19 protein-coding genes, 1 tRNA gene and 1 other RNA gene are annotated in these 22,752 nt (G+C 50.9%); 5 read left to right on the top strand and 16 right to left on the bottom strand.

Annotation, left to right across the window (positions count from 1 at the left end; translation table 11 throughout):
- Nucleotide 1 precedes the first annotated feature (1 nt).
- Genes bcsB through bcsR form a run of 4 tightly spaced genes read right to left on the bottom strand, consistent with a single transcriptional unit; the run spans nucleotide 2 to nucleotide 5,919 of the window.
- Nucleotides 2–2,341 (bottom strand): cellulose biosynthesis cyclic di-GMP-binding regulatory protein BcsB, encoded by a 2,340-nt coding sequence (gene bcsB / locus A31E_RS05515; RefSeq protein WP_010377576.1) that lies wholly within the window; start codon nucleotides 2,339–2,341, stop codon nucleotides 2–4.
- Nucleotides 2,342–2,351: 10 nt separating this feature from the next.
- Nucleotides 2,352–4,970, bottom strand: coding sequence for a UDP-forming cellulose synthase catalytic subunit (gene bcsA / locus A31E_RS05510; protein WP_000025929.1), 2,619 nt, complete (start codon nucleotides 4,968–4,970; stop codon nucleotides 2,352–2,354).
- Entirely contained in the window at nucleotides 4,967–5,719 is a 753-nt protein-coding gene (bcsQ, locus tag A31E_RS05505; protein ID WP_000279553.1) for a cellulose biosynthesis protein BcsQ, read from the bottom strand. Before bcsQ ends, bcsA begins: the two co-directional genes overlap by 4 nt.
- Before the next feature lie 11 nt (nucleotides 5,720–5,730).
- Entirely contained in the window at nucleotides 5,731–5,919 is a 189-nt protein-coding gene (bcsR, locus tag A31E_RS05500) for a cellulose biosynthesis protein BcsR (RefSeq protein WP_001063312.1), read from the bottom strand.
- 258 nt (nucleotides 5,920–6,177) lie between these two features.
- Between bcsR and bcsE the strand changes: the two genes are divergently transcribed.
- The 3 genes from bcsE to bcsG are packed head-to-tail and all read left to right on the top strand — an operon-like array spanning nucleotide 6,178 to nucleotide 9,613.
- Nucleotides 6,178–7,749 carry a cellulose biosynthesis c-di-GMP-binding protein BcsE gene (bcsE, locus tag A31E_RS05495; protein ID WP_077633369.1) on the top strand — a complete coding sequence of 524 codons (1,572 nt, stop codon included), beginning with the start codon at nucleotides 6,178–6,180 and terminating at the stop codon, nucleotides 7,747–7,749.
- Entirely contained in the window at nucleotides 7,746–7,937 is a 192-nt protein-coding gene (gene bcsF / locus A31E_RS05490) for a cellulose biosynthesis protein BcsF (protein ID WP_016249328.1), read from the top strand. Before bcsE ends, bcsF begins: the two co-directional genes overlap by 4 nt.
- Complete coding sequence (gene bcsG / locus A31E_RS05485) at nucleotides 7,934–9,613, top strand: cellulose biosynthesis protein BcsG (RefSeq protein ID WP_000191615.1); 1,680 nt, start codon at nucleotides 7,934–7,936, stop codon at nucleotides 9,611–9,613. The genes bcsF and bcsG overlap by 4 nt, the downstream gene beginning before the upstream one ends.
- 85 nt (nucleotides 9,614–9,698) lie before the next feature.
- On the opposite strand, the gene A31E_RS23560 is transcribed toward bcsG, so the two are convergent.
- Together A31E_RS23560 and A31E_RS25860 are read right to left on the bottom strand one after the other, a co-directional pair.
- Nucleotides 9,699–9,806, bottom strand: a complete 108-nt coding sequence (locus tag A31E_RS23560) for a type I toxin-antitoxin system toxin Ldr family protein (protein ID WP_000170974.1) — start codon at nucleotides 9,804–9,806, stop codon at nucleotides 9,699–9,701.
- 372 nt (nucleotides 9,807–10,178) lie between these two features.
- On the bottom strand, nucleotides 10,179–10,286 hold the full coding sequence (locus tag A31E_RS25860; protein ID WP_000170974.1) for a type I toxin-antitoxin system toxin Ldr family protein: 108 nt from the start codon (nucleotides 10,284–10,286) through the stop codon (nucleotides 10,179–10,181).
- A 74-nt stretch (nucleotides 10,287–10,360) separates the two neighbouring features.
- Between A31E_RS25860 and A31E_RS26125 the strand changes: the two genes are divergently transcribed.
- Both A31E_RS26125 and A31E_RS05480 read left to right on the top strand, forming a co-directional pair.
- Nucleotides 10,361–10,591, top strand: coding sequence for a hypothetical protein (locus A31E_RS26125; RefSeq protein WP_175419245.1), 231 nt, complete (start codon nucleotides 10,361–10,363; stop codon nucleotides 10,589–10,591).
- A 176-nt stretch (nucleotides 10,592–10,767) separates the two neighbouring features.
- A complete protein-coding gene (locus tag A31E_RS05480) occupies nucleotides 10,768–12,039 on the top strand; it encodes an SLC5/6 family protein (RefSeq protein WP_001153786.1) in 1,272 nt (423 codons plus the stop codon).
- Between the two features lie 173 nt (nucleotides 12,040–12,212).
- Here A31E_RS05480 and dppF read toward each other — a convergent pair whose 3' ends face one another.
- From dppF to A31E_RS05435, 10 genes are all read right to left on the bottom strand, one after another.
- Nucleotides 12,213–13,226, bottom strand: a complete 1,014-nt coding sequence (dppF, locus tag A31E_RS05475; RefSeq protein ID WP_000107039.1) for a dipeptide ABC transporter ATP-binding subunit DppF — start codon at nucleotides 13,224–13,226, stop codon at nucleotides 12,213–12,215.
- The gene (gene dppD, locus A31E_RS05470) at nucleotides 13,223–14,206 is read right to left on the bottom strand and encodes a dipeptide ABC transporter ATP-binding protein (protein WP_001196443.1); all 984 of its coding nucleotides are present in this window, start codon (nucleotides 14,204–14,206) and stop codon (nucleotides 13,223–13,225) included. The genes dppF and dppD overlap by 4 nt, the downstream gene beginning before the upstream one ends.
- 10 nt (nucleotides 14,207–14,216) lie before the next feature.
- Complete coding sequence (gene dppC, locus A31E_RS05465) at nucleotides 14,217–15,119, bottom strand: dipeptide ABC transporter permease DppC (protein ID WP_000084684.1); 903 nt, start codon at nucleotides 15,117–15,119, stop codon at nucleotides 14,217–14,219.
- 9 nt (nucleotides 15,120–15,128) lie between these two features.
- Entirely contained in the window at nucleotides 15,129–16,148 is a 1,020-nt protein-coding gene (dppB, locus tag A31E_RS05460) for a dipeptide ABC transporter permease DppB (RefSeq protein WP_000938852.1), read from the bottom strand.
- A 306-nt stretch (nucleotides 16,149–16,454) separates the two neighbouring features.
- On the bottom strand, nucleotides 16,455–18,062 hold the full coding sequence (gene dppA, locus A31E_RS05455; RefSeq protein WP_001222864.1) for a dipeptide ABC transporter substrate-binding protein DppA: 1,608 nt from the start codon (nucleotides 18,060–18,062) through the stop codon (nucleotides 16,455–16,457).
- Nucleotides 18,063–18,770: 708 nt separating this feature from the next.
- A non-coding RNA gene (locus A31E_RS24675) (RtT sRNA) lies at nucleotides 18,771–18,905 on the bottom strand.
- A 33-nt stretch (nucleotides 18,906–18,938) separates the two neighbouring features.
- Nucleotides 18,939–19,015, bottom strand: a tRNA-Pro gene (locus A31E_RS05450).
- A gap of 91 nt (nucleotides 19,016–19,106) precedes the next feature.
- Nucleotides 19,107–20,798, bottom strand: coding sequence for a kdo(2)-lipid A phosphoethanolamine 7''-transferase (gene eptB, locus A31E_RS05445; protein ID WP_001269273.1), 1,692 nt, complete (start codon nucleotides 20,796–20,798; stop codon nucleotides 19,107–19,109).
- A 352-nt stretch (nucleotides 20,799–21,150) separates the two neighbouring features.
- Nucleotides 21,151–21,681 (bottom strand): long polar fimbrial protein LpfE, encoded by a 531-nt coding sequence (lpfE, locus tag A31E_RS05440; protein ID WP_016249330.1) that lies wholly within the window; start codon nucleotides 21,679–21,681, stop codon nucleotides 21,151–21,153.
- A 5-nt stretch (nucleotides 21,682–21,686) separates the two neighbouring features.
- Complete coding sequence (locus A31E_RS05435; RefSeq protein ID WP_016249331.1) at nucleotides 21,687–22,742, bottom strand: fimbrial protein; 1,056 nt, start codon at nucleotides 22,740–22,742, stop codon at nucleotides 21,687–21,689.
- Nucleotides 22,743–22,752: the final 10 nt, after the last annotated feature.

Here is a 22,752-nt window from a genome sequence, read left to right on the forward strand (position 1 = left end):
ATTACTCATTATCCGGGTTAAGACGACGACGGCTGATGATACGCAGCAGACGCCACAGTACCCAGGCCAGCAACACCACGCTGATTGCCGCCAGCACCGCCAGCAGAATCGGGTGATTCGCCAGTGCATACCACAAGCGTTCGAACCACGGCAGATGTCCGACGTAATAGATATCACCGACACGCAAACTGTTTACGCCAGATTCACGGATCACCGCTACCGAGCCAAACATGGTGGCGCGTTTGCCGCTGTCGTTCACCGCATCGTTAAGCATTTCATAACCGCGAGGGCTGTCCGCCAGCAGCGCAATCACACTGCGCTGGTCGTTATACGGTGACTGGAAGCCAATCACCGCCGCCATCGCGCCGGAAGACGTCAGCGTTGACTGGGTTTCTGCCGCGCGGTCGTTTTCGTCCGGCACAATCCCCGGGAATGGCGTCTGACGCATCGGCGTTTTCACCCAGCTTTCTGTGGCCTGTACCAACATATCGATCTGCTTATCGTCTTTCAGTTTTTCAGGGATACCGCCGATGATCATGATATCGGCGTCTTTCCCCTGAATGGCGCTGCCGTCATCGGTCACCGTCAGGTTAATCGCCGGGAAGCCCGTCTGTGCGCCAATAAAGCCAACGGTATTGAGCAGCGTTTCCATCTGCGCTTCATTTGGCGTTTTTGGCATCACGGTGATGGTTTGCGACAGATCCGCCATCCGGCTGAACGGGAAGCCCGCGTTAGCAAACGCGCGCAAATCCGGCATCGGTATAAAGTGGTAATACTTCGAGAAGTCGATGGTGGAGTCATCGCCAATCACCACGTGATTCTGCACCGGCTGGAAGGTAATACAGTTATTCACCGAACCGCCCGGCATCGGGTTCATGTATTCAAAGTCAAAGCGTAACTGGTTGGTGGCTCCCAGTTTCAGCGCCGGAATCGAGACATCGGTTTTACCATCCAACAAGCCTTGTAACACAGGTATACGCAGCAGCAGGCGATTTGCCTCCTGTTTGCTACTCAGATTGAAGGATTGCAGGAACTGGTTGTTCAGGCTGATATCCATCCGTGAACTGTCTTTCACCGGCGGCGTGGTGTAGCGATAGTTGATATCCATATCGATACCGGTACTACGCATCAGATAGAGATCCGGCGGCAGGTTTAGCGAGACGTTAATCGCTGCCGGTTCCAGACCGCTGGACTGTAACTGTTCTTCATAGGTTTTCAGCTCGCCAAAGGTGACCGGACGATCGGTACGCACCCAGTTCGGCGCATCGTACGGCTTACGTGGCAGCAGCGGTTTGACTTCTTTCACTTCTACGCTGTCGCCGCGGAACAGAATATTGCCCTGGGCGATACCTTTCGCTGCCTGCAACAGGTCTTTGTCGTCACGACCAAAAACCACCAACAGCTTGACGTAAGGATTTTCCGGATGGTTGATCATCTCAATCACCGGGGCTTTTACTGCCGGATGATCGCGCAGGAAGTCCGGGCGTTTGTCGTTAGTGGCAAAAACAATGGCATTGCGATCAGGAAGTTGATTATAGAGTACCGGGAAGTTCTGCCCACGCCAGCCGGAACGGGAACCAAACCACGAGGCAACAATGGCGGAAGCCTGTTGCAGCCCCACATCCGGCGCACCGGCAAAGACCATCGGGAGCGTATTAGTACGGTTATCGCGTGGGTCGAAGAACGGTATCGGGAAGTGCGACAGGTCATTTTTCACATTCAGTGATTGATACGTCAGATCCAGCCCACTACTGCGTCCGACATCCAGCCAAAGTGTGGTGCTGGCCGGGTTTTCGCACACATCCTGATAATGACCGACAAACTCCAGCCGCACGCGGTTGAAGTCGGTAATAAACAGCGGATTAATCGGCATTTGCGCCAGTGTCTTTTTACCCAACTGTTCTTTGGTCACTGGCAGCACACCCATCAGTTCATCATTCAGATAAACCTTTAACTGCGACTGGACAGGCAGCAATGACGGCGACGGCGTATATTCAAGGTTAAGCATCGCCTTCGTTACCACTTCGTCGCTGCGCATACCAAACTCAATACTGCCGTTCGGGTTGATGCCACGCAGCACCATGCTGCCCGGCGGCGGCGCGATTTGCGCAAAAGTCAGCTTCACATCCCGTGAAGGGCCGTTCTGCGCGACGACTGGCGCATCCGCTCCCTGCACGCCCGGCATCACCTGCCCCACCTGCGGGCTCTGCTCCGCCTGAGTAGGTACGGCTGGCTCAGCATTGATCAGTGGTTGCGTTGCAGGCGTCGCATGCGTCATGTAAGAAGGGAATGCACTCATCCCCATTGCCACTGCACAAATCCAGAATAGTTTTCTTTTCATCGCGTTATCATCATTGTTGAGCCAAAACCTGATCCGATGGTTGTACCGTTTCGCTCCGCTCCGGGCGGCGCGGAATGAACGAAACAACCCAGGAAACCAGAGAAGTCAGCGCGCGGAAAATGCCCTTCACTGAAGAAGGCGCAAACTCCGCCAGATGGCGGTAGCCACGGAAGCCGAGCTTCAGAATATCCAGCAGACTTTCCAGCGGCTTATCTTCCGGGTAGCTGTCCTGCCAGAGCGCCCATGTATCCGCACGGGCAAACGTACACTGCACAAAATCGATATGTTGCTGGGTAGTAAGCGGCATCAATTGCAGCCCAACTTCGTTACCCATCACGCGCGCCACCTGAGTCGGGAAGACATATTCCTGCTGACCGCGTTTGAGCAGTAAGTTCACCTTCTGTCCTTCCAGAATCTGCGCCTGACCGTTGATCTTGATCCCCAGACCGCCGTCAGAGAAGTCCTGAACAGTGCAGGAGAAAAGGTGGCCGTCTTCGCGGGCAATGGCCGCTGGCATCGTCATTTCTACACGATGCGAACGCCGTACCTGTTTACTTTCAACCGATACCGCTACCGCGCCGCCGAGAATAATCAGGTTGTAGAACACCCACACCATACTGACAACCACGGTGAGCATTTCAGTTGGCGGGCCGTAGAAGTAACGCCAGATGCCAACAGCGACACCAAACAGGTTGAGCAGGACGAGGAAGATGTACGGTCGCGAGATCACCCAATCGACATATTCTTCCTCCACCAGGCCGCCTTTGGCGGTGACGTTAAATTTGCCTTTATGCGGGTTAATTAACGCCACCAGCGTCGGCGGCGCGATATACCACGCCAGCACTGTTTCGTAGATTTCACTCCAGAACGAGTGGCGATATTTACCCTGAATCTTCGAGTTGGTCAGGCTGGCATGGATCATGTGCGGCAGCACAAACAACGCGATCATCAACGCGGGTGCGTAGATGATGTAAGCATGAAGCAGCAGGAACGCCAGCGGCGCGGTCAGGAAGATCAGCCGTGGAATGCCCGACAAGAAGTGGAACATGGCGTTGACGTAACACAGCCGTTGCGCGAACTTCAACCCTTTACCGGTAAGCGGGTTATCAAGACGGAAGATTTGCACCATCCCACGCGCCCAGCGAATACGCTGACCGATATGTGCCGACAGGCTTTCGGTCGCCAACCCCGCCGCTTGCGGAATACGCATATACGCAGAGGTGTAGCCACGACGGTGCAAACGCAGAGATGTATGCGCATCTTCGGTCACGGTTTCGACAGCAATGCCGCCGATCTCATCTAACGGCTTACGGCGAATCACCGCACAAGAACCGCAGAAGAAGGTGGCATCCCACATATCGTTACCGTCCTGCACCAGACCGTAGAACAGCGTGCCTTCATTCGGCGTTTTACGAAAACGCCCCAGGTTGCGTTCAAATGGGTCTGGTGAGAAGAAATGGTGCGGTGTCTGCATCATCGCCAACTGCTTCTCTTTCAGGAACCAGCCCATCGTCATTTGCAGGAACGAGCGCGTCGGTACGTGGTCGCAGTCAAAAATCGACACGAACTCGCCTTTGGCATATTTCAGTGCGTTGTTGATATTTCCGGCTTTAGCGTGTTCATGAGTTGTTCGGGCGATATATTTCACCCCAACATTTTGTGCAAACTGACGAAACTCTTCCCTGCCGCCATCGTCGAGGATCCAGATATTGAGTTTATCTTTCGGCCAGTCGATACCCAGCGAGGCGTAAATCGTATTTTTCACCACGCTAAGATCTTCGTTGTATGTCGGCACAAAAATATCCACCGATGGCCATTGCGACATATCTTTTGGCAGCGGTACTGGCTGACGGTTCAGCGGCCATACCACCTGGAAGTAGCCAAGCACCAGCACAATCCACGCGTAAGTTTCCGCGAACAGCAGAATTAAGCCACACACCAGGCTAACCGGATCGTCCCAGTTCAGCGTGGAAGTGTAGCGCCACCAGATATAACGGCACGAAACGGTGAGCGACAGCACAATCAGCATCAGTGCAGAGAAGCGTCCCGGTAAACGCCGCACCATTAGCGCTACACCCCACAGCAACATCAGGAAGATAAACTGTGACAGTGGGTTAAACGGCTGGGTGACGCAAATCAGCGCCAGAATCAGCGAGAACGTCACGATGATGCCAAGAATAAAGCGCCGAGCTCCGGCGCTTATATGGCCCAGCTCTTTTTTCTCATCAAGATGTTGCGTGTTATGACTGAAGCGAGCCGGAAGCTCATCCATCCATTGATGATAACGACCACGAATATTCTGCAAGCGTGAAAACGAACGCCAGCGCGGTTTCGCCGTTTCTCTGCGTGAAGCACTGATTAACAACCAGCAGGTCTGGATTACATAGCGGACCGGATCCAGCGGACGCGGGCGCGCGGCGTTGATATGCGGATAAAGGTTTTTATGTTCTGCTCGAATACGCTGCCAGCGCGGATGTTCCAGCGGAATAAATACCCAGGCGAGAATCAGCCAAAAACAGCCGAGCGTCGCGCTAAAAGGCGACGCGCCGTGACGACGATATTCCCGATAACGCCCGATAAGACGTGCGTTGACCGGCGGGATAAGCAACCACCGGGTCAGAATACTCATGATTCGCTCCCGGCTGACGCTTTCAGCCCGGAATAGTTCAACAGACACCAGTTCGCCAGCGTTAGAATCTCTTCTGCCGCCAACGCATCGCTACGGTATTCGCCCAACGGTTGTTTTGCCGCCAGACATTCAGCCATCGCTTCATCACGATGGATCAACATCGGCAACAAGCGCCGCTGGCTTTGCAACCATAGTTGGTAAATATCATCCTGAACCTGGCTACCTACGCGAAAATCATTAATTAAAATATGCGCGCCAGCAGGTAGTACCTGCTGATGCAGCCGAATATGACAGTTGGCATCCACTTTAACGATTGCCAGGGTGTGATCGCACAGACTCAGCAACTGATGCGTTATCTGCGAGGCGTCGCGTGGTAAATCGATCAAAATCCATTGATAACGCCCGCTAGCTTTCAGTTGCTGAATACCGGTGCAAATCTCGCCCAATCGCGTTTGCCAGTGTTGGGGATTTTCATGTTCTTCGAGAGTCAGTTGACCAAAGGGCAGCAGATCGAGCTGCGAGGTATAACGTAGCCCGGCATCACGCCAGTCCTGACCATCCAGCATGGCTCTTGCCCAGCCCTGACGGTGAGAAAAATCAACGTTAAATGACAGGCGCAGCAAATTGTCCGGGCAGGCATCGACCACCAGGACATTTTCTCCTAACATTTGCAATGACCAGCCTAACGCGGCAGTGATGGTTGTAGTACCCACGCCACCCCGCACCCCCTGCAATCCCAGTACGGCCATTTACCACTCCCCTACTTCTGCTGCGCAAACTCAGCCAACAGCGGCCAGCGTTTTAATGCTGCAGCCAACTGTTCGCGTTGAGAAATATCGGCATAATCAATATCAGGCAGTGAAAAAGCCTGTTTTAGCGCCAAAATATCATTCTGGAAGATATAGCCTATCGCGGGATCAGGCAGAATATCGGGTTCATTGTTATTCATTATGGATGATCCCTATGAAATAAACATATTACACAGTAAGACACTTTCACCGCTTTATTGCTAACGGTGGCACAGAAGTTCGCTCATTTTTTGGCTTTCCGTTACGCAACAGAAAAACTAAAAAACGAAAAGGCTGATATCACAAGGCTTCTGACCTGCTAAATTGATTCACATGCTAAATCTGATAAGTTTTAATTTCAATGGTAGGTTTATTTCTTAGCTTTCGCTAGTAAACTGATAATCAGACAAAATGGCGACTTGAGGGACACTGTGGACCCTGTATTCTCTATCGGTATCTCATCCTTATGGGATGAGCTGCGACATATGCCAGCAGGCGGCACCTGGTGGTTTAACGTCGATCGCTATGAAGATGCTATCAGTCTGGTGAATCAAACCATTGCATCTCAGGCCGAAACCGCGAAAGTCGCGGTCATTAGCATGGGCAACGATCCTGACAAATACTTCAAATTAGATGATTCTCAAGGACCAGAAAAAATAAAATTATTTTCGATGCTAAATCATGAAAAGGGCCTATACTATTTGCCACGTGATTTACAGTGTTCTATTGATCCTCAAAATTACCTTTTCATTCTTGTTTGCGCAAATAACGCATGGCAAAACATTCCTGCCGAGCGGCTTCGCTTATGGCTGGAGAAAATGAACAAGTGGAGTAGATTAAACCATTGTTCACTGCTGGTAATTAATCCTGGAAATAATAACGATAAACAATTTTCATTGTTGTTGGAGGAGTACCGTTCGCTTTTTGGACTCGCCAGTTTACGTTTTCAGGGTGATCAGCATCTGCTGGATATCGCCTTTTGGTGTAACGAAAAAGGCGTCAGCGCCCGTCAGCAACTGACCGTCCAGCATCAAAATGGCATCTGGGCGTTAGTTCAGCGTGAAGAGGCAGAGATCCAACCACGCAGCGATGAAAAACGTATTCTCAGTAATATTGCTGTACTGGAAGGCGCGCCACCGCTATCGGAACACTGGAAGCTATTCGACAATAACGAAGCCTTGTTCAATGAAGCCCGTACCGCTCAGGCAGCAACGGTCGTTTTCTCTTTACAGCAAAATGGACAAATTGAACCTCTGGCCCGCAGTATTCATACTCTGCGCCGCCAGCGTGGCAGCGCATTGAAAATCCTCGTGCGGGAAAATATCGCCAGCCTGCGCGCCACCGACGAGCGTTTATTGTTGGCCTGCGGCGCAAATATGGTTATTCCATGGAACGCTCCACTCTCTCGCTGTCTGACGATGATTGAAAGCGTGCAGGGGCAGAAGTTCAGTCGCTATGTACCGGAAGATATCACCACACTGCTGTCGATGACTCAGCCGATTAAACTGCGGGGGTTTCAGAAGTGGGATGTGTTCTGTGATGCGGTTAATAACATGATGAATAACACCTTGTTACCTGCCCACGGTAAAGGCGTTCTGGTGGCTCTGCGCCCGGTGCCTGGCATCCGTGTCGAGCAAGCACTGACGCTGTGCCGCCCTAATCGTACCGGAGATATTATGACGATTGGTGGCAATCGACTGGTGCTGTTTCTCTCTTTCTGCCGGATTAATGATCTGGATACCGCGTTGAACCATATTTTCCCACTGCCTACTGGCGATATTTTCTCCAACCGCATGGTCTGGTTTGAAGATGACCAAATCAGCGCCGAGCTGGTGCAAATGCGCCTGTTAGCGCCGGAACAATGGGGTATGCCGCTGCCTTTAACGCAAGGCTCCACGCCAATCATTAATGCCGAACACGATGGTCGCAACTGGCGACGCATACCTGAACCACTGAGATTGCTGGATGATGCTGTGGAGCGTTCATCATGATGACCATCAGCGATATCATTGAAATTATTATCGTTTGTGCACTGATATTTTTCCCGCTGGGTTATCTGGCTCGACATTCTCTGCGGCGTATTCGTGACACTTTGCGTTTGTTATTCGCTAAACCTCGTTATGTAAAACCGGCCGGTATATTACGCCGTGCGGAAAAAGCCAGGGCAACCAAAAAATGACTCAATTTACCCAAAACACTGCTATGCCTTCTTCCCTCTGGCAATACTGGCGCGGCCTTTCTGGCTGGAACTTCTATTTTCTGGTTAAGTTCGGCCTGCTGTGGGCGGGCTATCTTAACTTCCATCCGCTACTAAACCTGGTATTTGCCGCGTTCCTGCTGATGCCGATTCCACGCTACAGCCTGCACCGTCTACGTCACTGGATAGCCCTGCCAATCGGTTTTGCATTGTTCTGGCACGACACCTGGTTGCCTGGCCCGGAAAGCATCATGAGTCAGGGTTCGCAGGTCGCCGGTTTCAGTACCGATTATTTAATCGACCTCGTCACTCGCTTTATTAACTGGCAGATGATCGGAGCCATTTTTGTATTGTTAGTGGCCTGGTTATTCCTGTCGCAATGGATTCGCGTCACCATTTTTGTCGTCGCCATTCTGGTGTGGTTGAACGTACTTACCCTGGCGGGTCCAAGTTTCTCCCTCTGGCCAGCCGGTCAACCGACCACGACGGTGACAACGACAGGTGGCAACGCAGCAGCAACTGTCGCTGCCGCAGGCGGTACGCCGGTGGTTGGTGATATGCCTGCGCAAACCGCGCCGCCGACAACCGCAAACCTTAATGCCTGGCTGAGTAATTTCTATAACGCCGAAGCGAAACGTAAGTCAACCTTCCCATCTGCTCTTCCGGCTGATGCACAGCCATTTGAATTGCTGGTCATCAACATCTGCTCACTCTCCTGGTCGGACATTGAAGCTGCCGGGTTAATGTCGCATCCGTTATGGTCGCATTTTGATATTGAGTTCAAGAACTTCAACTCCGCCACCTCATACAGCGGTCCGGCGGCAATTCGTCTGCTGCGCGCCAGTTGTGGGCAGACTTCGCACACCAATCTGTATCAACCAGCCAATAATGACTGCTATCTGTTCGATAACTTGTCAAAACTGGGCTTCACCCAGCACTTGATGATGGGGCATAACGGCCAGTTCGGCGGCTTCCTGAAAGAAGTGCGCGAAAATGGCGGTATGCAGACAGAATTGATGGATCAAACAAACCTGCCGGTTATTTTACTGGGCTTTGATGGTTCGCCAGTTTATGACGATACCGCCGTGCTTAACCGCTGGCTGGACGTAACCGAAAAAGATAAAAACACCCGCAGTGCCACGTTCTACAACACGCTTCCACTGCATGATGGCAACCATTATCCGGGCGTCAGTAAAACAGCAGACTACAAAGCGCGGGCGCAGAAGTTCTTTGATGAACTGGACGCCTTCTTTACCGAGCTGGAGAAATCGGACCGTAAAGTGATGGTCGTCGTCGTACCAGAGCACGGCGGCGCGCTGAAAGGTGACAGAATGCAGGTATCAGGTCTGCGTGATATCCCTAGCCCATCAATCACTGATGTCCCCGTTGGCGTAAAATTCTTCGGCATGAAGGCACCGCATCAAGGCGCACCGATTGTTATCGACCAACCCAGCAGCTTCCTGGCAATTTCTGACCTGGTGGTTCGTGTTCTCGACGGTAAAATTTTCACCGAAGACAATGTTGACTGGAAAAAACTCACCAGCGGATTGCCACAAACAGCGCCGGTATCTGAGAATTCAAACGCGGTGGTGATTCAATACCAGAACAAACCTTACGTTCGGTTGAACGGTGGTGATTGGGTGCCATACCCGCAGTAAACTCGAAAAAGGCCGCAGAGTTTTATCCCTGCGGCCTGGTTCGGGCGCAAATTGCCATTACGGCAGCCGACGCCCGCATGGCACGTTACTTCCGCTTATTCAGCCAGCTCACGATCAGGCTGGCAAGGATGCCAGCAATGACCGGAGCCGCTAAATCGTGCCAGAAGGCCATGCCTAACTGCGCGAGCGTCATATAGCCGCCTGTGTTGTAATGACAACGTTTCGCGGCTATTCTTGAGTTGTTTGGGTTCAAGAATGGCCCCCGTGATGTTGTCAGGTATATATCTGCAACGTGCGGGGGTTTTCTCTTTCCAGCAACCAATGCCACCAGGGATAAAGCCCCGCAACATTGCGCCTCACCGGAACCCTCCGGCTTGCCGCTGATTCTACGGCAGCGTATCTGTCCTGAAATATCTCAATTTTTCACTCTGTGCTGCGCATTCCGCAGAATATTATCGGCTTGCAGCCGTTGCATTTTTCTCACGAAAAAGACCGCAGAGTTTTATCCCTGCGGCCTGGTTCGGGCGCAAATTGCCATTACGGCAGCCGACGCCCGCATGGCATGTTACTTCCGCTTATTCAGCCAGCTCACGATCAGGCTGGCAAGGATGCCAGCAATGACCGGAGCCGCTAAATCGTGCCAGAAGGCCATGCCTAACTGCGCGAGCGTCATATAGCCGCCTGTGTTGTAATAACAACGTTTCGCGGCTATTCTTGAGTTGTGTAGGTTCAAGAATGGCTCCCGTGATGTTGTCAGGTATATATCTGCAACGTGCGGGGGTTTTCTCTTTCCAGCAACCAATGCCACCAGGGATAAAGCCCCCGCAACATTGCGCCTCACCGGAACCCTCCGGCTTGCCGCTGATTCTACTGACGCTTTCTGCCCCTGGTATCTGCCTGTTTTTCACTTTGCGCGATGCATTCCAGCTTATTTTCATGTTTGCAGAATTTTCACTGTCCGCATTACCCGCGATCTGACACCAGGCTGGTAGTGAAATGCGCAATTTTGTAGAATTGCGCCTCCTCGCGATTCTCCCCGGTGAATCTGTTGCCTCATTCTTAGCACACTGCGTATTCGACTTCTCCGCCTGTTGCGCAAGAGAAACGGGGGATAACCATCTTTGCGGGGCTGACTTCTTTCTGGACAGGACTTTATGCAGGACAACACATTACAACTACGCGATCAGAAATTGCCATTTACGCGATACGACTTCGGCTGGGTTTTATTATGCATAGGAATGGCAATTGGTGCCGGAACGGTGCTGATGCCAGTACAAATTGGGCTGAAGGGAATTTGGGTATTTATCACCGCAGCCATTATTGCTTATCCGGCAACCTGGGTAGTACAGGATATTTATTTAAAAACACTTTCTGAAAGTGACTCCTGTAATGACTACACCGATATTATCAGTCATTACCTGGGGAAGAACTGGGGAATATTCCTCGGCGTCATTTACTTTTTGATGATTATCCACGGAATTTTTATCTATTCCTTATCTGTGGTTTTCGACAGTGCTTCATATCTGAAAACCTTCGGGTTGACTGATACCGATCTTTCACAATCTTTAGTCTATAAAGTGGCTATTTTCGCCATACTGGTCGCTATCGCTTCCGGTGGAGAACGGTTGTTGTTTAAGATTTCCGGGCCAATGGTAGTGGTCAAAGTGGGCATTATTGTGGTGTTCGGTTTTGCAATGATCCCCCACTGGAATTTCGCCAATATAACCGCTTTTCCGGAGGCTTCTGTCTTCTTCCGCGATGTCCTGCTCACGATTCCTTTTTGCTTCTTTTCTGCGGTATTTATTCAGGTGCTTAACCCGATGAATATTGCCTACCGTAAACGGGAAGCAAATAAAATACTGGCAACGCGACTCGCACTGCGTACTCACCGGATTAGCTATATCACGCTCATCGCAGTAATTCTGTTTTTTGCCTTTTCGTTTACCTTTTCGATTAGCCATGAAGAGGCGGTTTCCGCGTTTGAGCAAAATATCTCAGCACTGGCGTTGGCCGCTCAGGTGATCCCCGGGCATATCATCCATATCACCTCTACGGTGTTGAATATCTTTGCTGTACTTACCGCTTTCTTTGGCATTTACCTTGGATTCCACGAGGCCATTAAAGGCATTATTATCAATCTGTTAAGCCGAATTATTGATACCCAGAAAATTAACTCACGCATGCTGACACTGGCAATTTGCGCTTTTATCGTCATTACGTTGACCATTTGGGTTTCATTTCGGGTATCGGTGCTGGTGTTCTTTCAGTTAGGAAGTCCGTTATATGGCATTGTGTCGTGCCTCATTCCGTTTTTCCTGATCTATAAAGTCGCACAACTGGAAAAACTTCGCGGGTTTAAAACCTGGCTGATTCTGCTGTACGGTATTTTGCTGTGCTTGTCGCCACTGTTGAAGTTGATTGAGTAAAAGCAACGGGGCTGCTCACAGCAGCCCCAGACGATGTCGATAGCATTGCAGTACAGCCTGGATATGCTCCTGAGTCACAAAAAGGGTCAAAAAAGACATGTATTCGATATGTAAAACACTAAAAGATTATTTTTGATATGAGACCGGCATGAAAACCGGTCTCATCGGGTGGGTTATACAACTGGCTTCTGCGGATTTTCATCCTGATCAACAGCAAAGCAGGCCACCAGTTGACCGCCATAGTCTTTTAGCTGCGGCTGCAACTGTGTGCAGAGGCCGAAACGTCTACGACAGCGAGCGTTGAAGGCGCAACCCGGCGGTGGATTCAGTGGGCTTGGCAGTTCACCGGTGAGCTTGATGCGTTCGCGACGATCGTCCGGGTTCAGGCGCGGCGTCGCAGAGAGCAGCGCCTGAGTGTACGGATGACGCGGGTTATTGAAGATTTGCTCCTTCGTTCCCTTCTCCACGCAGCGCCCCAGGTACATCACCATCACTTCATCGGCAATGTGCTCCACCACCGACAGGTCGTGCGAGATAAAGACATAAGAAAGCCCCAGCTCTTGCTGTAGGTCCATCATCAGGTTGAGCACCTGCGCACGCACCGAGACGTCCAGCGCGGAAACCGGTTCGTCGGCAATCACCACGTCCGGGTCAAGCATCAACCCACGGGCGATGGCGATGCGCTGACGCTGTCCGCCGGAGAACATATGCGGATAGCGGTCGTAATGCTCGGTTTTCAGGCCGACTTTCGCCATCATCGACAGGGCTTTTTCCCGACGCTGTTCTTTGCTTAAGTTGGTGTTAATCAGCAGCGGCTCTTCGAGAATTTGCCCGACTTTTTTACGTGGATTCAGCGAACCGTAGGGGTTCTGGAAGACGATCTGGATTTTCTGCCGACGCAGTTTCTGCGCCTGCGGATCGTGCTTGAGCAGATCCTGCCCCTGGTAATACAGTTCGCCGCCGGTCGGCGTTTCGATCATCGTCAGCAACCGACCGAGGGTCGATTTACCGCAGCCAGATTCTCCCACCACCGCCAGCGTTTTGCCGCGTTCAAGGGTAAACGAAACGCCGTCCAGCGCCTTCACCAGACGTTCCGGCGCGAACATACCTTTCTTCACCGGATAATGCTTTTTCAGGTCGATAGCCTGCAACAATGGCTGTTGCGAGGTGGCCTCTTGCGTACTCATAGTGTGGGCCTCCCGGCATCATCAAGTGGGTAATGGCATTTGGACTGACGCCCGTCAGCGAGCATATTCAGCGCCGGTTCTTCAGCGCGGCATTTGTCAGTGGCATAGGGGCAGCGCGGATTAAGCAGGCAGCCGTTCGGGCGGTCGTATTTTCCGGGAACCACACCAGGTAACGACGCCAGACGTTCTTTGTCCTGGGCAAATTCCGGCAACGCACGCAACAATGCCTGGGTATATGGATGACGTGGCGCACGGAAGATAGCGTGGGCATCACCCGTTTCCACCACCTGACCGGCATACATCACGATGATTTTATGCGCCGCTTCCGCCACCAGCGCCAGGTCATGCGTAATCAATACCAGCGCCATGTTCTCTTTCTGCTGTAACTCCAGCAGCAGTTCGATGATTTGCGCCTGAATGGTCACGTCCAGCGCGGTGGTCGGTTCATCGGCAATCAGCAGTTTTGGCCGACAGGCAATTGCCATCGCGATCATTACACGCTGGCTCATCCCGCCGGAAAGTTGATGCGGGTAAACGTCCAGACGCGATGCCGGATCGGGGATGCCGACCAGATTCAACAGGTCAATCGCTCGCTGACGGCGGGTGCTTTTGTTACCCCCCTGATGCACCTTAATCGCTTCCATAATCTGGAAACCAACGGTGTAACACGGGTTGAGACTGGTCATCGGGTCCTGGAAGATCATCGCGACTTCGGCACCGACCAGGTTGCGGCGCTCTTTTTCCGAAATACGCTGCAAATCCTGACCGTTAAATTCCAGCTTTTCTGCCATCACGCGACCGGGATAATCAATCAGCCCCATAATCGCCAGCGAACTAACCGATTTGCCAGAACCAGACTCGCCAACAATGCCAACCACTTCGCCCTGTTTCACGCTGTAGCTGATGCGGTCTACGGCGCGGAATGGTGCGCTTTCATCACCGAAATGCACCGATAATTTATCTATATTTAATAACGCCATCTCGAACCTCTTACTGCTTCAGTTTGGGATCGAGCGCGTCACGCAGACCGTCACCCATCAGGTTAAATGCCAGCACCGTCAGCAGGATCGCCAGACCCGGGAAGGTCACGACCCACCAGGCACTTTGCGCGAACTGCAATACATCGGAGAGCATGGTGCCCCATTCCGGCGTTGGCGGTTGCGCGCCCATGCCAAGGAAGCCGAGGGCAGCCATATCGAGAATGGCGTTAGAGAAGCCGAGCGACGCCTGAACAATCAGTGGTGCAAGGCAGTTAGGGAGAATATTGACGAACATCTGGCGCAGCGCCCCAGCCCCCGCCACGCGGGAAGCCGTCACATAGTCGCGGTTCACTTCCACCAGCACGGCAGCGCGCGTCAAACGGACGTAATGCGGCAGGGCGACAAAGGTTAATGCCAGCGCGGCGTTGCCGATAGATGGGCCGAAGATAGCCACCAGCACCAGCGCCAGCAGCAGGCTTGGCAGCGCCAGCATGATATCGACCACGCGCATGATGATGTTATCGACCAGACCGCCAAAGTAACCAGCGATCAAGCCGAGAATAACGCCCATAATCAGCGACAATACCACCACCAGACAACCGACCAGCAGTGACAGCCGGGCACCATACATCAGGCGCGACATCACATCGCGACCGACGTCATCGGTGCCGAGCAAATGCGCCATGCTGCCGCCTTCCTGCCAGGCTGGCGGGGCGAGCAGCGCATCGCGGAACTGCTCCGCCGGGTTATACGGCGCAATCCAGTTGGCAAAAATCGCGATAAACAGCACGATGACCACGTAAACAAGCCCGACGACTGCGCCTTTGTTGCGTTTAAAATAGTGCCAGAACTCCTGTAACGGGGTCATCGGCACCGGTGCAGTAATCACTTTATTTTCAGTAACCTGTGACATGATGTTCCCTTACTTCTTATGACGAATACGCGGGTTCACCACGCCGTACAGCAGATCGACCAGCAGATTGACGAGGATAATCATCGTCGCCACCAGCAATACGCCCCCCTGCACTACCGGATAATCGCGGCGTTGCAGCGCGTCAATCAACCAGCGCCCCAGACCCGGCCAGGAGAAAATGGTTTCGGTCAGAATCGCCCCCGCCAGCAGCGTGCCCACCTGCAGGCCGATCACGGTAACCACCGGCAGCATGGCGTTGCGCAGCGCATGGACGATAATCACCCTAAGGCGGGTCAGGCCTTTGGCGCGAGCGGTGCGGATATAGTCTTCGCCCAGCACTTCCAGCATCGAGGAGCGCGTCATACGAACGATAACCGCCAGCGGAATCGTACCCAGCACCATCGCAGGTAAGATCATATGTGCGACGGCGTCGATAAAGTTACCGTCTTCACCCCAGATGGCGGTGTCGATCAACATAAAACCGGTTAATGGATTAGCGTCATCGAGGAACACCATGTCGCTCACGCGACCGGAGACCGGCGTCAGGTTCCAGTGCACTGAAACCAGCATGATCAGCATCATGCCCCACCAGAAGATCGGCATTGAATAGCCGGTCAGCGCCAGACCAACCGCCGTGTGATCGAAAATGGAACCCCGTTTAACTGCCGCCAGCACACCAACCGGAATGCCGACCGCGGTCGCAAAAATCATCGCGCAGACGCCAAGTTCCAGCGTGGCCTGGAAGCGCGGCACGAACTCTTCCCAAACCGGGATGCGGCTTTTCATCGAAATGCCTAAATCGCCATGCATAACGCCCCAAATGTAGTGGAGGTACTGCTGCCACATCGGTTTATCTAAGCCGAGTTCAGCCAGCAGTTGCGCATGACGTTCTGGGGAGATCCCACGTTCGCCAGCCATGATCATCACCGGATCGCCGGGGATCATGTGGACAAAGGCAAAAGTGAGAAGGGTAATACCGATAAACGTGGGGATGACGAGTCCCAAACGTCGGAGAATAAACTGCAACATAACCCGGATTCTCTGTAGTGACGCACAGCCTGGAACTGCGTGTCTGCATTGCTCACCAATCAATTCCTGTCCTTATCGGACAGGGAATGAAGTATTGCTACCGGATGGCGCTGTGCGCAGAGGCCAGCGCCACCGGGTATACAGATTGTTGACAAAGTGCGCTTTGTTCATGCCGGATGCGCCGTTAACGCCTTATCCGGCCTACAAAATCTTGCAAACTCAATGCATTGCAAAATTCTCGTAGGCCTGATGAGCGGAGCGCATCAGGCAGTTTTGCGTTTGTCATCAGTCTCGTATGGCTTTTAATTATTCAATAGAGACGTTTTCGAAGTGATGTTTGCCTAATGGATCAACCACATAGCCTTTAACTTCTTTACGTACCGGTTCAAACACGGTGGAGTGAGCGATGATCAGTGCCGGAGCCTGATCGTGCATGACCACCTGCGCTTGTTTATACAGTTCAACACGTTTGTTGTGGTCGTCGGTAGCACGCGCCGGTTGAATCAGATCTTCAAACGGTTTGTAGCACCATTTTGAGTAGTTAGAGCCTTGTTCAGAAGCAGCGCAGCTAAACAGGGTGGCGAAGAAGTTATCCGGGTCCCCATTGTCGCCAGTCCAGCCCATCATTACTGTCTGGTGCTCGCCATCTTTTGCACGCTTGAGGTACTCACCCCATTCGTAAGTGACGATTTTGGCCTGTACGCCCACTTTCGCCCAGTCAGCCTGAATCATCTCTGCCATGCGACGAGCATTCGGGTTATACGGACGTTGTACTGGCATTGCCCACAGATCGATGGAGAAGCCTTTTTCCAGACCCGCTTCTTTCAGCAAAGCTTTCGCCTTTTCTGGATCGTAGGTGTAGTCCTGAACGTCGTCGTTATAGCCCCACATAGTTGGTGGGATCAGGTTTTTTGCTGCCACGCCAGCGCCCTGATAAACCGCTTTGATGATCGCGTCTTTGTTCACCGCGTAGGTCAATGCCTGGCGAACTTTCACGTCATCCAGTGGTTTTTTCTGCACGTTATACGAGAGGTAGCCAACGTTCAGCCCCGGCATCTCCATCAGGTTGATGGATTTATCCTGCTTCATGCGGGCGATATCTGCCGGGTTCGGGTACGGCATCACCTGGCATTCGTTCTTCTGCAACTTAGCGTAACGCACGGAAGCGTCAGGGGTAATAGAGAAGACCAGCGTGTCGATCTGCGGTTTGGTGCCCCAGTAGCCATCAAACGCTTTGTAACGAATACGGGAGTCTTTTTGATACTGCTGTAACTGGAACGGGCCGGTGCCGATTGGGTTGAGGTCCAGTTTTTCCGGCGTACCGGCTTTCATCATCGCGTCAGCATATTCTTTTGACAGAATAGAGGCGAAGTCCATTGCCAGGTCAGCCAGGAACGGCGCTTCCGGGCGAGTCAGCACGAACTGAACGGTGTTGTCATCCACCTTTTTCACTTCGCTGATCAGCTCCGGCAAGCCCATGCCTTCGAAGTATTCGTAGCTGCCGCCAGAAACTTTATGGTACGGGTTTTGCGCATTTTTCTGACGATCGAACGAGAACACCACGTCATCGGCGTTCAGTTCACGCGTCGGTTTAAATTCTTTGTTGTCGTGCCACTTCACACCTTTACGCAGATGGAAAGTATAGGTTTTACCGTCGTCGCTGACTTCCCACTTTTCAGCGAGGGCGGGGATCACTTCGGTGGTGCCGATTTTAAATTCAACCAGGCGGTTATAAAGCGGTACAGAAGAGGCGTCATAGGTGGTGCCAGAGGTAAACAGTTGCGGGTTAAACCCTTCCGGAGAACCTTCTGAACAATAAACCAGAGTTTTAGCCTGAACACTTGCTGCAACGGTCATAGCCACCAGGCTGAGACCAAGCTTCAGCATCCCTGACTTTTTCAAGGAAATACGCATTATTCTGCTCCAATTGTGATGTTTGTTGTTTTAACCCTTTGCAGTGGGTTGTCGCTGCCTGACCTTTTTTGTTTTTTGCCCGGTCGGGTCAACGTAAAGAGGTGGGGATGCCGTACTTATTTACATCAGTGTAACAGTGCGGATCCTCCATAAAATGCCCCTCATGACCTACAATCTGTCAACAGAATGTGAAAACGTCAATACAGCCAACCGGGATTTACAACAACGGTGAGATTCCACAAACAAAGATTAAAAAAACTTCGCAAGGCTATTTGCAGCAGAGAAATTTGTGCTATGCCAACATAACCAGAACAATCACCTTAATATTTCGCAACAACTGGTGATTAAGTTTTAGGCAGATAATGAAAAAAATCTGATGGAATGGTGGTTATCTGAGCGATTAATACCGCGAACGTTAAAGCGCACAGCGGAAAATGCCAGCGCCAGCCATAAGTAACGCAAGAAAAGATTTAAGCAAATATAAAAAAAGACAATGGAATATGTCACAAATCCGTTAATGGATAGTGAGATATGGGGCGCAAATTTGGCAGTGAAATGCGTGGTGTGTAGATTGGATAAAGCGTTTACGCCGCATCCGACAATGGGCTGACACATTTGCCTGATGCGACGCTGGCGCGGCTTATCTGGCCTGAGTTCGAGCGGGCACAAATGCAAAAAAGCCTGCTCGTTGAGCAGGCTTTTCGAATTTGGTCGGTGATAGAGGATTACTCGCCACTTCGTGGCTTGCCCTGCGGGCCGTTGCTGGCGCAACGTTCTCTCGCTTCGCTTGAGTCGAACCTTTCTGCCCCCGGAGGTTCTCATCCTCTTCAAACCGCAGAAAGCAAAAAACCAGCCCGTAGGCTGGTTTTTCTAAATTGGTCGGTGATAGAGGATTCGAACCTCCGACCCCTTCGTCCCGAACGAAGTGCGCTACCAGGCTGCGCCAATCACCGAATGCGGGGCGCATCTTACTGCGCAGATACGCCCTCGTCAATCCCTTAATAGCAAAATGCCTTTTGATCGGTGAGAAAGTCGGCAGACCATTTAGTTGGCTGCAACGTCCTTCGCCTGCGGGATATGACACCAGTTGTTGTTTTCGTTAATGCCACCGTCCGGTGAAGTATAACCAAGGCAGCCCATGATGGTATCGTACAGCTCTACATGGCGGCGCGGTACTTTCATTTCCGCTTCTTTTTTCAACTGTGCAAATGCCTGCGCGTTGGCCGGATTTTCCAGATATTTATCCGACATCCAGACCATCATCGGTACACGGAACTGTTCCGGCGGTGCATATTCGCGTGGTGTACCATGCAAGTGTTCGCGCTCGTTAATCGACTCACCGTGATCCGCCGCGTAGAAAATAATAGCTTTCTTATCGCGGAATTTGTCAATCACTGTGTCGATAAAATGATCAACGTAGGTTATAGAGTTATCGTATGAGTTAATCATCGGTGCTCGTGGACATTTACGATCAACTGCATAGCACTCTGGTTTCCACTGGGCAAACTGACGGGGATAACGCTGAGTATAGTTGTAGTGCGACCCTTTGGTATGCAGCACAATCAGATGCTTGCCTTCTGGCTTTTTCTCCAGAGAACGCTCGATTTCATTGACCAGCAACATATCGTCCACCGCTTTCCCGCGGTTACGTGGCTCAGCCGCAATTTGCTCACGATAGGCAATGTTGTCAGCCATGGTATTGCTGTAGAACCACATCTCGCTCTGCATGGCGTACAAATCCGAGCTAAAGCCTAACTGCTTGAGAACTGCGAATACGTTCTGCTCTTTGAGCGTACGTTGTGGGTTATCTTCCGTTCCGCCTTCGCGGACAAACATACAGCGTAGTGATAATTTAGTCGCGGTATCACAAGAATAACCACGGTACATCACCAGATTTTTCTCTTTTGCCAGCTTCGGCGTGGTATCACGCTCGTAGCCCAGCATCCCCATATGATCCCAACGCGTGGTTTCACCAATAATAAAAATTACATAGGTGTCGTCGAGATTTTGCGTCGGGGTATAAGTGAATTTTTTCGCCGGATTCATCAACGAACGATTATCTGAAGATTCATCCACCTGTGCCCAGGCGTACAGCCCCAACGCAGAAAGCCAGTTCGAAGGTAAATACGAGTTCGCCAGCACCCCACCATAACTTGGCATATCCACCCCAGCCATGCGGTCTGCACGCTTTTGAGCGACGTCCATCAGACGGATAGGTCCCCATACCAGTAGACCCGCCAGCAGCACGGTAAGCGCACTACGCCAACGTGTTTTCGGTGTACAAAGCTGACGCCAGAAGGTGTCTTGTGAGCGGTTCATCCAGATAAGTATCAACGGGATAATACTCACCAGTACAATCCATGCGATAAGCGACCAGCCAACTACTTCTTTCGACAAATCGATATCGGTAGTCATCACCGAAGCGACAATCCCATAGCCAATCATGACGTTCATAAATGTCATGTAGTAGCTGGCTCCGGCAGAGACCAGCACCAGCAACGAGGCCAACACTTTCCAGACTGTTCTGCCGAAGAGTGAAATTAAGCGTAAAAAGAAGAAGGTAGCCAGGACAGTACCGGCCAGTTCGATAACCGCCGATACACCATTAAGAAAAGTAAAATTATGCGCATAACCATCGAACCGACGGAAATAGACTGCGCAATTCATAAACAGACCGATATAGACAGCGAGCAAAAAGCTTAGCTTTTGCTGCGTTATCGTTTTGATATATCTCATGCAAACAAACCCTGGAAAAACAGGTGATAACACCCTGCATAATAGCTTTTCAGGCCAGGCAGGGGAAAAGTGCGGAGGTTGTCAGATAAAGAAAATCTGCACACGCAGACAAGTAAACCACAGCAAAAGGAAAAAGTGTGGGGAAAGAGTGTACATGAAGCACAAATTTACAAAAATACAAGTATGAAAGGATACTTTTTGTAAATTGAACGCTTAAAAGGACCATTTAAATGGCACCCTTCAGAGCAAAAAAACTCAGGTTGTCTGCATCAGGTTGGCCATCTATAGCAATAAGCATTGAGCATTTTTACAGAAGGCCCGCCTCTTTAGTGAACATAGAAAGCGCAAGGGATCATTCGTACTCTACAGAAAAGTTGACCAATGCATTTGCAATGCCGGATGTTGCGTTAGCATTCACCACCACATAACTCGCGACGTAATCAAGCTGTGATGTAGCACCAGTCACAGGCCACTCAATCTCTGCCCCACCAGCCACCTTCGGAATTTGTTGTGTACCCTTACCATCAACAATTTTGAGGGCAACGCCCGCCGCGCCTCCAGGATCAAGGGCAAAAAGGGAAGAGTCACTCGCATCGGGAAGCCCATCCATTGTGACTTTAGCCTTCGCGGTGCCATCGCAATCTTTTAAACTGATCGCGAAATTGCGTTCTTTTAAAACCTGTCCAACCGAGATTGGCTTTGTCAGTGTCATTTTCCCCATATCAACTTCCAGATCAGATGACTCAAACTCACATCCTTTTGCCACAACAGCAAGAGAAAATGTCAGCTTTCCTACTTCACCCAAGCTGGTTTTAGCTTCTACATTGATACAGCTTGTCAGGGCTAAAAGCGGTAATAAAACGAGTAATATATTCCTTCGCATTGCTATTACTCCATATCCAGAAAAATCGTCGCAACACCACTGTATTGTCCAGTCGCAGGAGCATTTCCTGTCGTGCTAATGGGTTCCGCTTTTAACTTAATTGTCGCTGCGCGATGCTGTTGGGAATCATTCTGACCCAGAGTTAAGTTTGTACTGCTATTTGCATCATTAGGTTTCAGGATATTACCGTTTGGATCTTTCACCAATACACCAATATCCGGGTTCCCCATATCGATGGCCCGAGAATCTGCCAGGTTTGATGAGCCTTCAATCCTTAGAGAAACCTGGATTCCATTAGCAATATTCTCACAATCAAACTGGAGATCAATTTCTTTCTCCGTTCCACCGTCCGGCATAGCACCTCGTTTATTTCTAAATGCGGAAGGTGAAAATTCACCAAAGGGGACATCCAGCACAGTTCCCGCATTAATTTTACAACCTTGTGAGAAACGTAATTTCCCTGCAATACTGACGGTAGAAAGTGGGTCCCTATAGGTGTTTTTCTTCTTTGATGCATATAATGTTGCAATTTGTGTATAGGGTATTTCAACTTCACCCTGAACAGGTTTTGCAATATAAAAAGACAAATAACCACTACTACCAAACTGACCTAAATTTTTTCCCACACAATCTTGAGATGAGTTATTTAAATTAGGAACCTGCGTATTATTCCCTGGCACATGAAATAACATATTTGGCCCTTGAATCATTGTCATCACTTCCAGCTCTTCGGTTAACCGGTAGTATTGCTCACTGTTTATTTTTCGCGTTGCCTTAGATAAATTACTCTCGACTTTAATTAGTGTATCTTTTTCCGTCTTATAAGTATCAGGGCACTCACAAATAAAACTAAAAGGCTGCCCAACACCAGCCCATGAGTAAATTAATTTTAATTCAGTGCCCGCTTTATTTTTGCTGGCATCCATAATATCAATATCAAAATTGACCGGGTAATCATGAACACCTGAAGTCGATGTACATGGTCCCCAATCAGCAGCCATCGCATTAAAAGCTGAAAACATCATAATTGCTGAAAATAATAGCTTTAATAGCTTCATCATCTTATCCCTC

This window comes from Escherichia sp. KTE159 (genome assembly GCF_000408805.1).
Lineage (GTDB): Bacteria > Pseudomonadota > Gammaproteobacteria > Enterobacterales > Enterobacteriaceae > Escherichia > Escherichia marmotae.

Coding starts and splice junctions, on each gene's coding strand:
- bcsA (WP_000025929.1), bottom strand. CDS start 4,970: ATGAGTATTCTGACCCGGTGGTTGCTTATCCCGCCGGTCAACGCACGT.
- dppD (WP_001196443.1), bottom strand. CDS start 14,206: ATGGCGTTATTAAATATAGATAAATTATCGGTGCATTTCGGTGATGAA.
- eptB (WP_001269273.1), bottom strand. CDS start 20,798: ATGAGATATATCAAAACGATAACGCAGCAAAAGCTAAGCTTTTTGCTC.
- bcsF (WP_016249328.1), top strand. CDS start 7,746: ATGATGACCATCAGCGATATCATTGAAATTATTATCGTTTGTGCACTG.
- bcsR (WP_001063312.1), bottom strand. CDS start 5,919: ATGAATAACAATGAACCCGATATTCTGCCTGATCCCGCGATAGGCTAT.
- dppA (WP_001222864.1), bottom strand. CDS start 18,062: ATGCGTATTTCCTTGAAAAAGTCAGGGATGCTGAAGCTTGGTCTCAGC.
- A31E_RS23560 (WP_000170974.1), bottom strand. CDS start 9,806: ATGACGCTCGCGCAGTTAGGCATGGCCTTCTGGCACGATTTAGCGGCT.
- lpfE (WP_016249330.1), bottom strand. CDS start 21,681: ATGCGAAGGAATATATTACTCGTTTTATTACCGCTTTTAGCCCTGACA.
- dppF (WP_000107039.1), bottom strand. CDS start 13,226: ATGAGTACGCAAGAGGCCACCTCGCAACAGCCATTGTTGCAGGCTATC.
- A31E_RS25860 (WP_000170974.1), bottom strand. CDS start 10,286: ATGACGCTCGCGCAGTTAGGCATGGCCTTCTGGCACGATTTAGCGGCT.
- A31E_RS05435 (WP_016249331.1), bottom strand. CDS start 22,742: ATGATGAAGCTATTAAAGCTATTATTTTCAGCAATTATGATGTTTTCA.
- bcsB (WP_010377576.1), bottom strand. CDS start 2,341: ATGAAAAGAAAACTATTCTGGATTTGTGCAGTGGCAATGGGGATGAGT.
- A31E_RS26125 (WP_175419245.1), top strand. CDS start 10,361: ATGTTGTCAGGTATATATCTGCAACGTGCGGGGGTTTTCTCTTTCCAG.
- A31E_RS05480 (WP_001153786.1), top strand. CDS start 10,768: ATGCAGGACAACACATTACAACTACGCGATCAGAAATTGCCATTTACG.
- dppC (WP_000084684.1), bottom strand. CDS start 15,119: ATGTCACAGGTTACTGAAAATAAAGTGATTACTGCACCGGTGCCGATG.
- bcsG (WP_000191615.1), top strand. CDS start 7,934: ATGACTCAATTTACCCAAAACACTGCTATGCCTTCTTCCCTCTGGCAA.
- dppB (WP_000938852.1), bottom strand. CDS start 16,148: ATGTTGCAGTTTATTCTCCGACGTTTGGGACTCGTCATCCCCACGTTT.
- bcsQ (WP_000279553.1), bottom strand. CDS start 5,719: ATGGCCGTACTGGGATTGCAGGGGGTGCGGGGTGGCGTGGGTACTACA.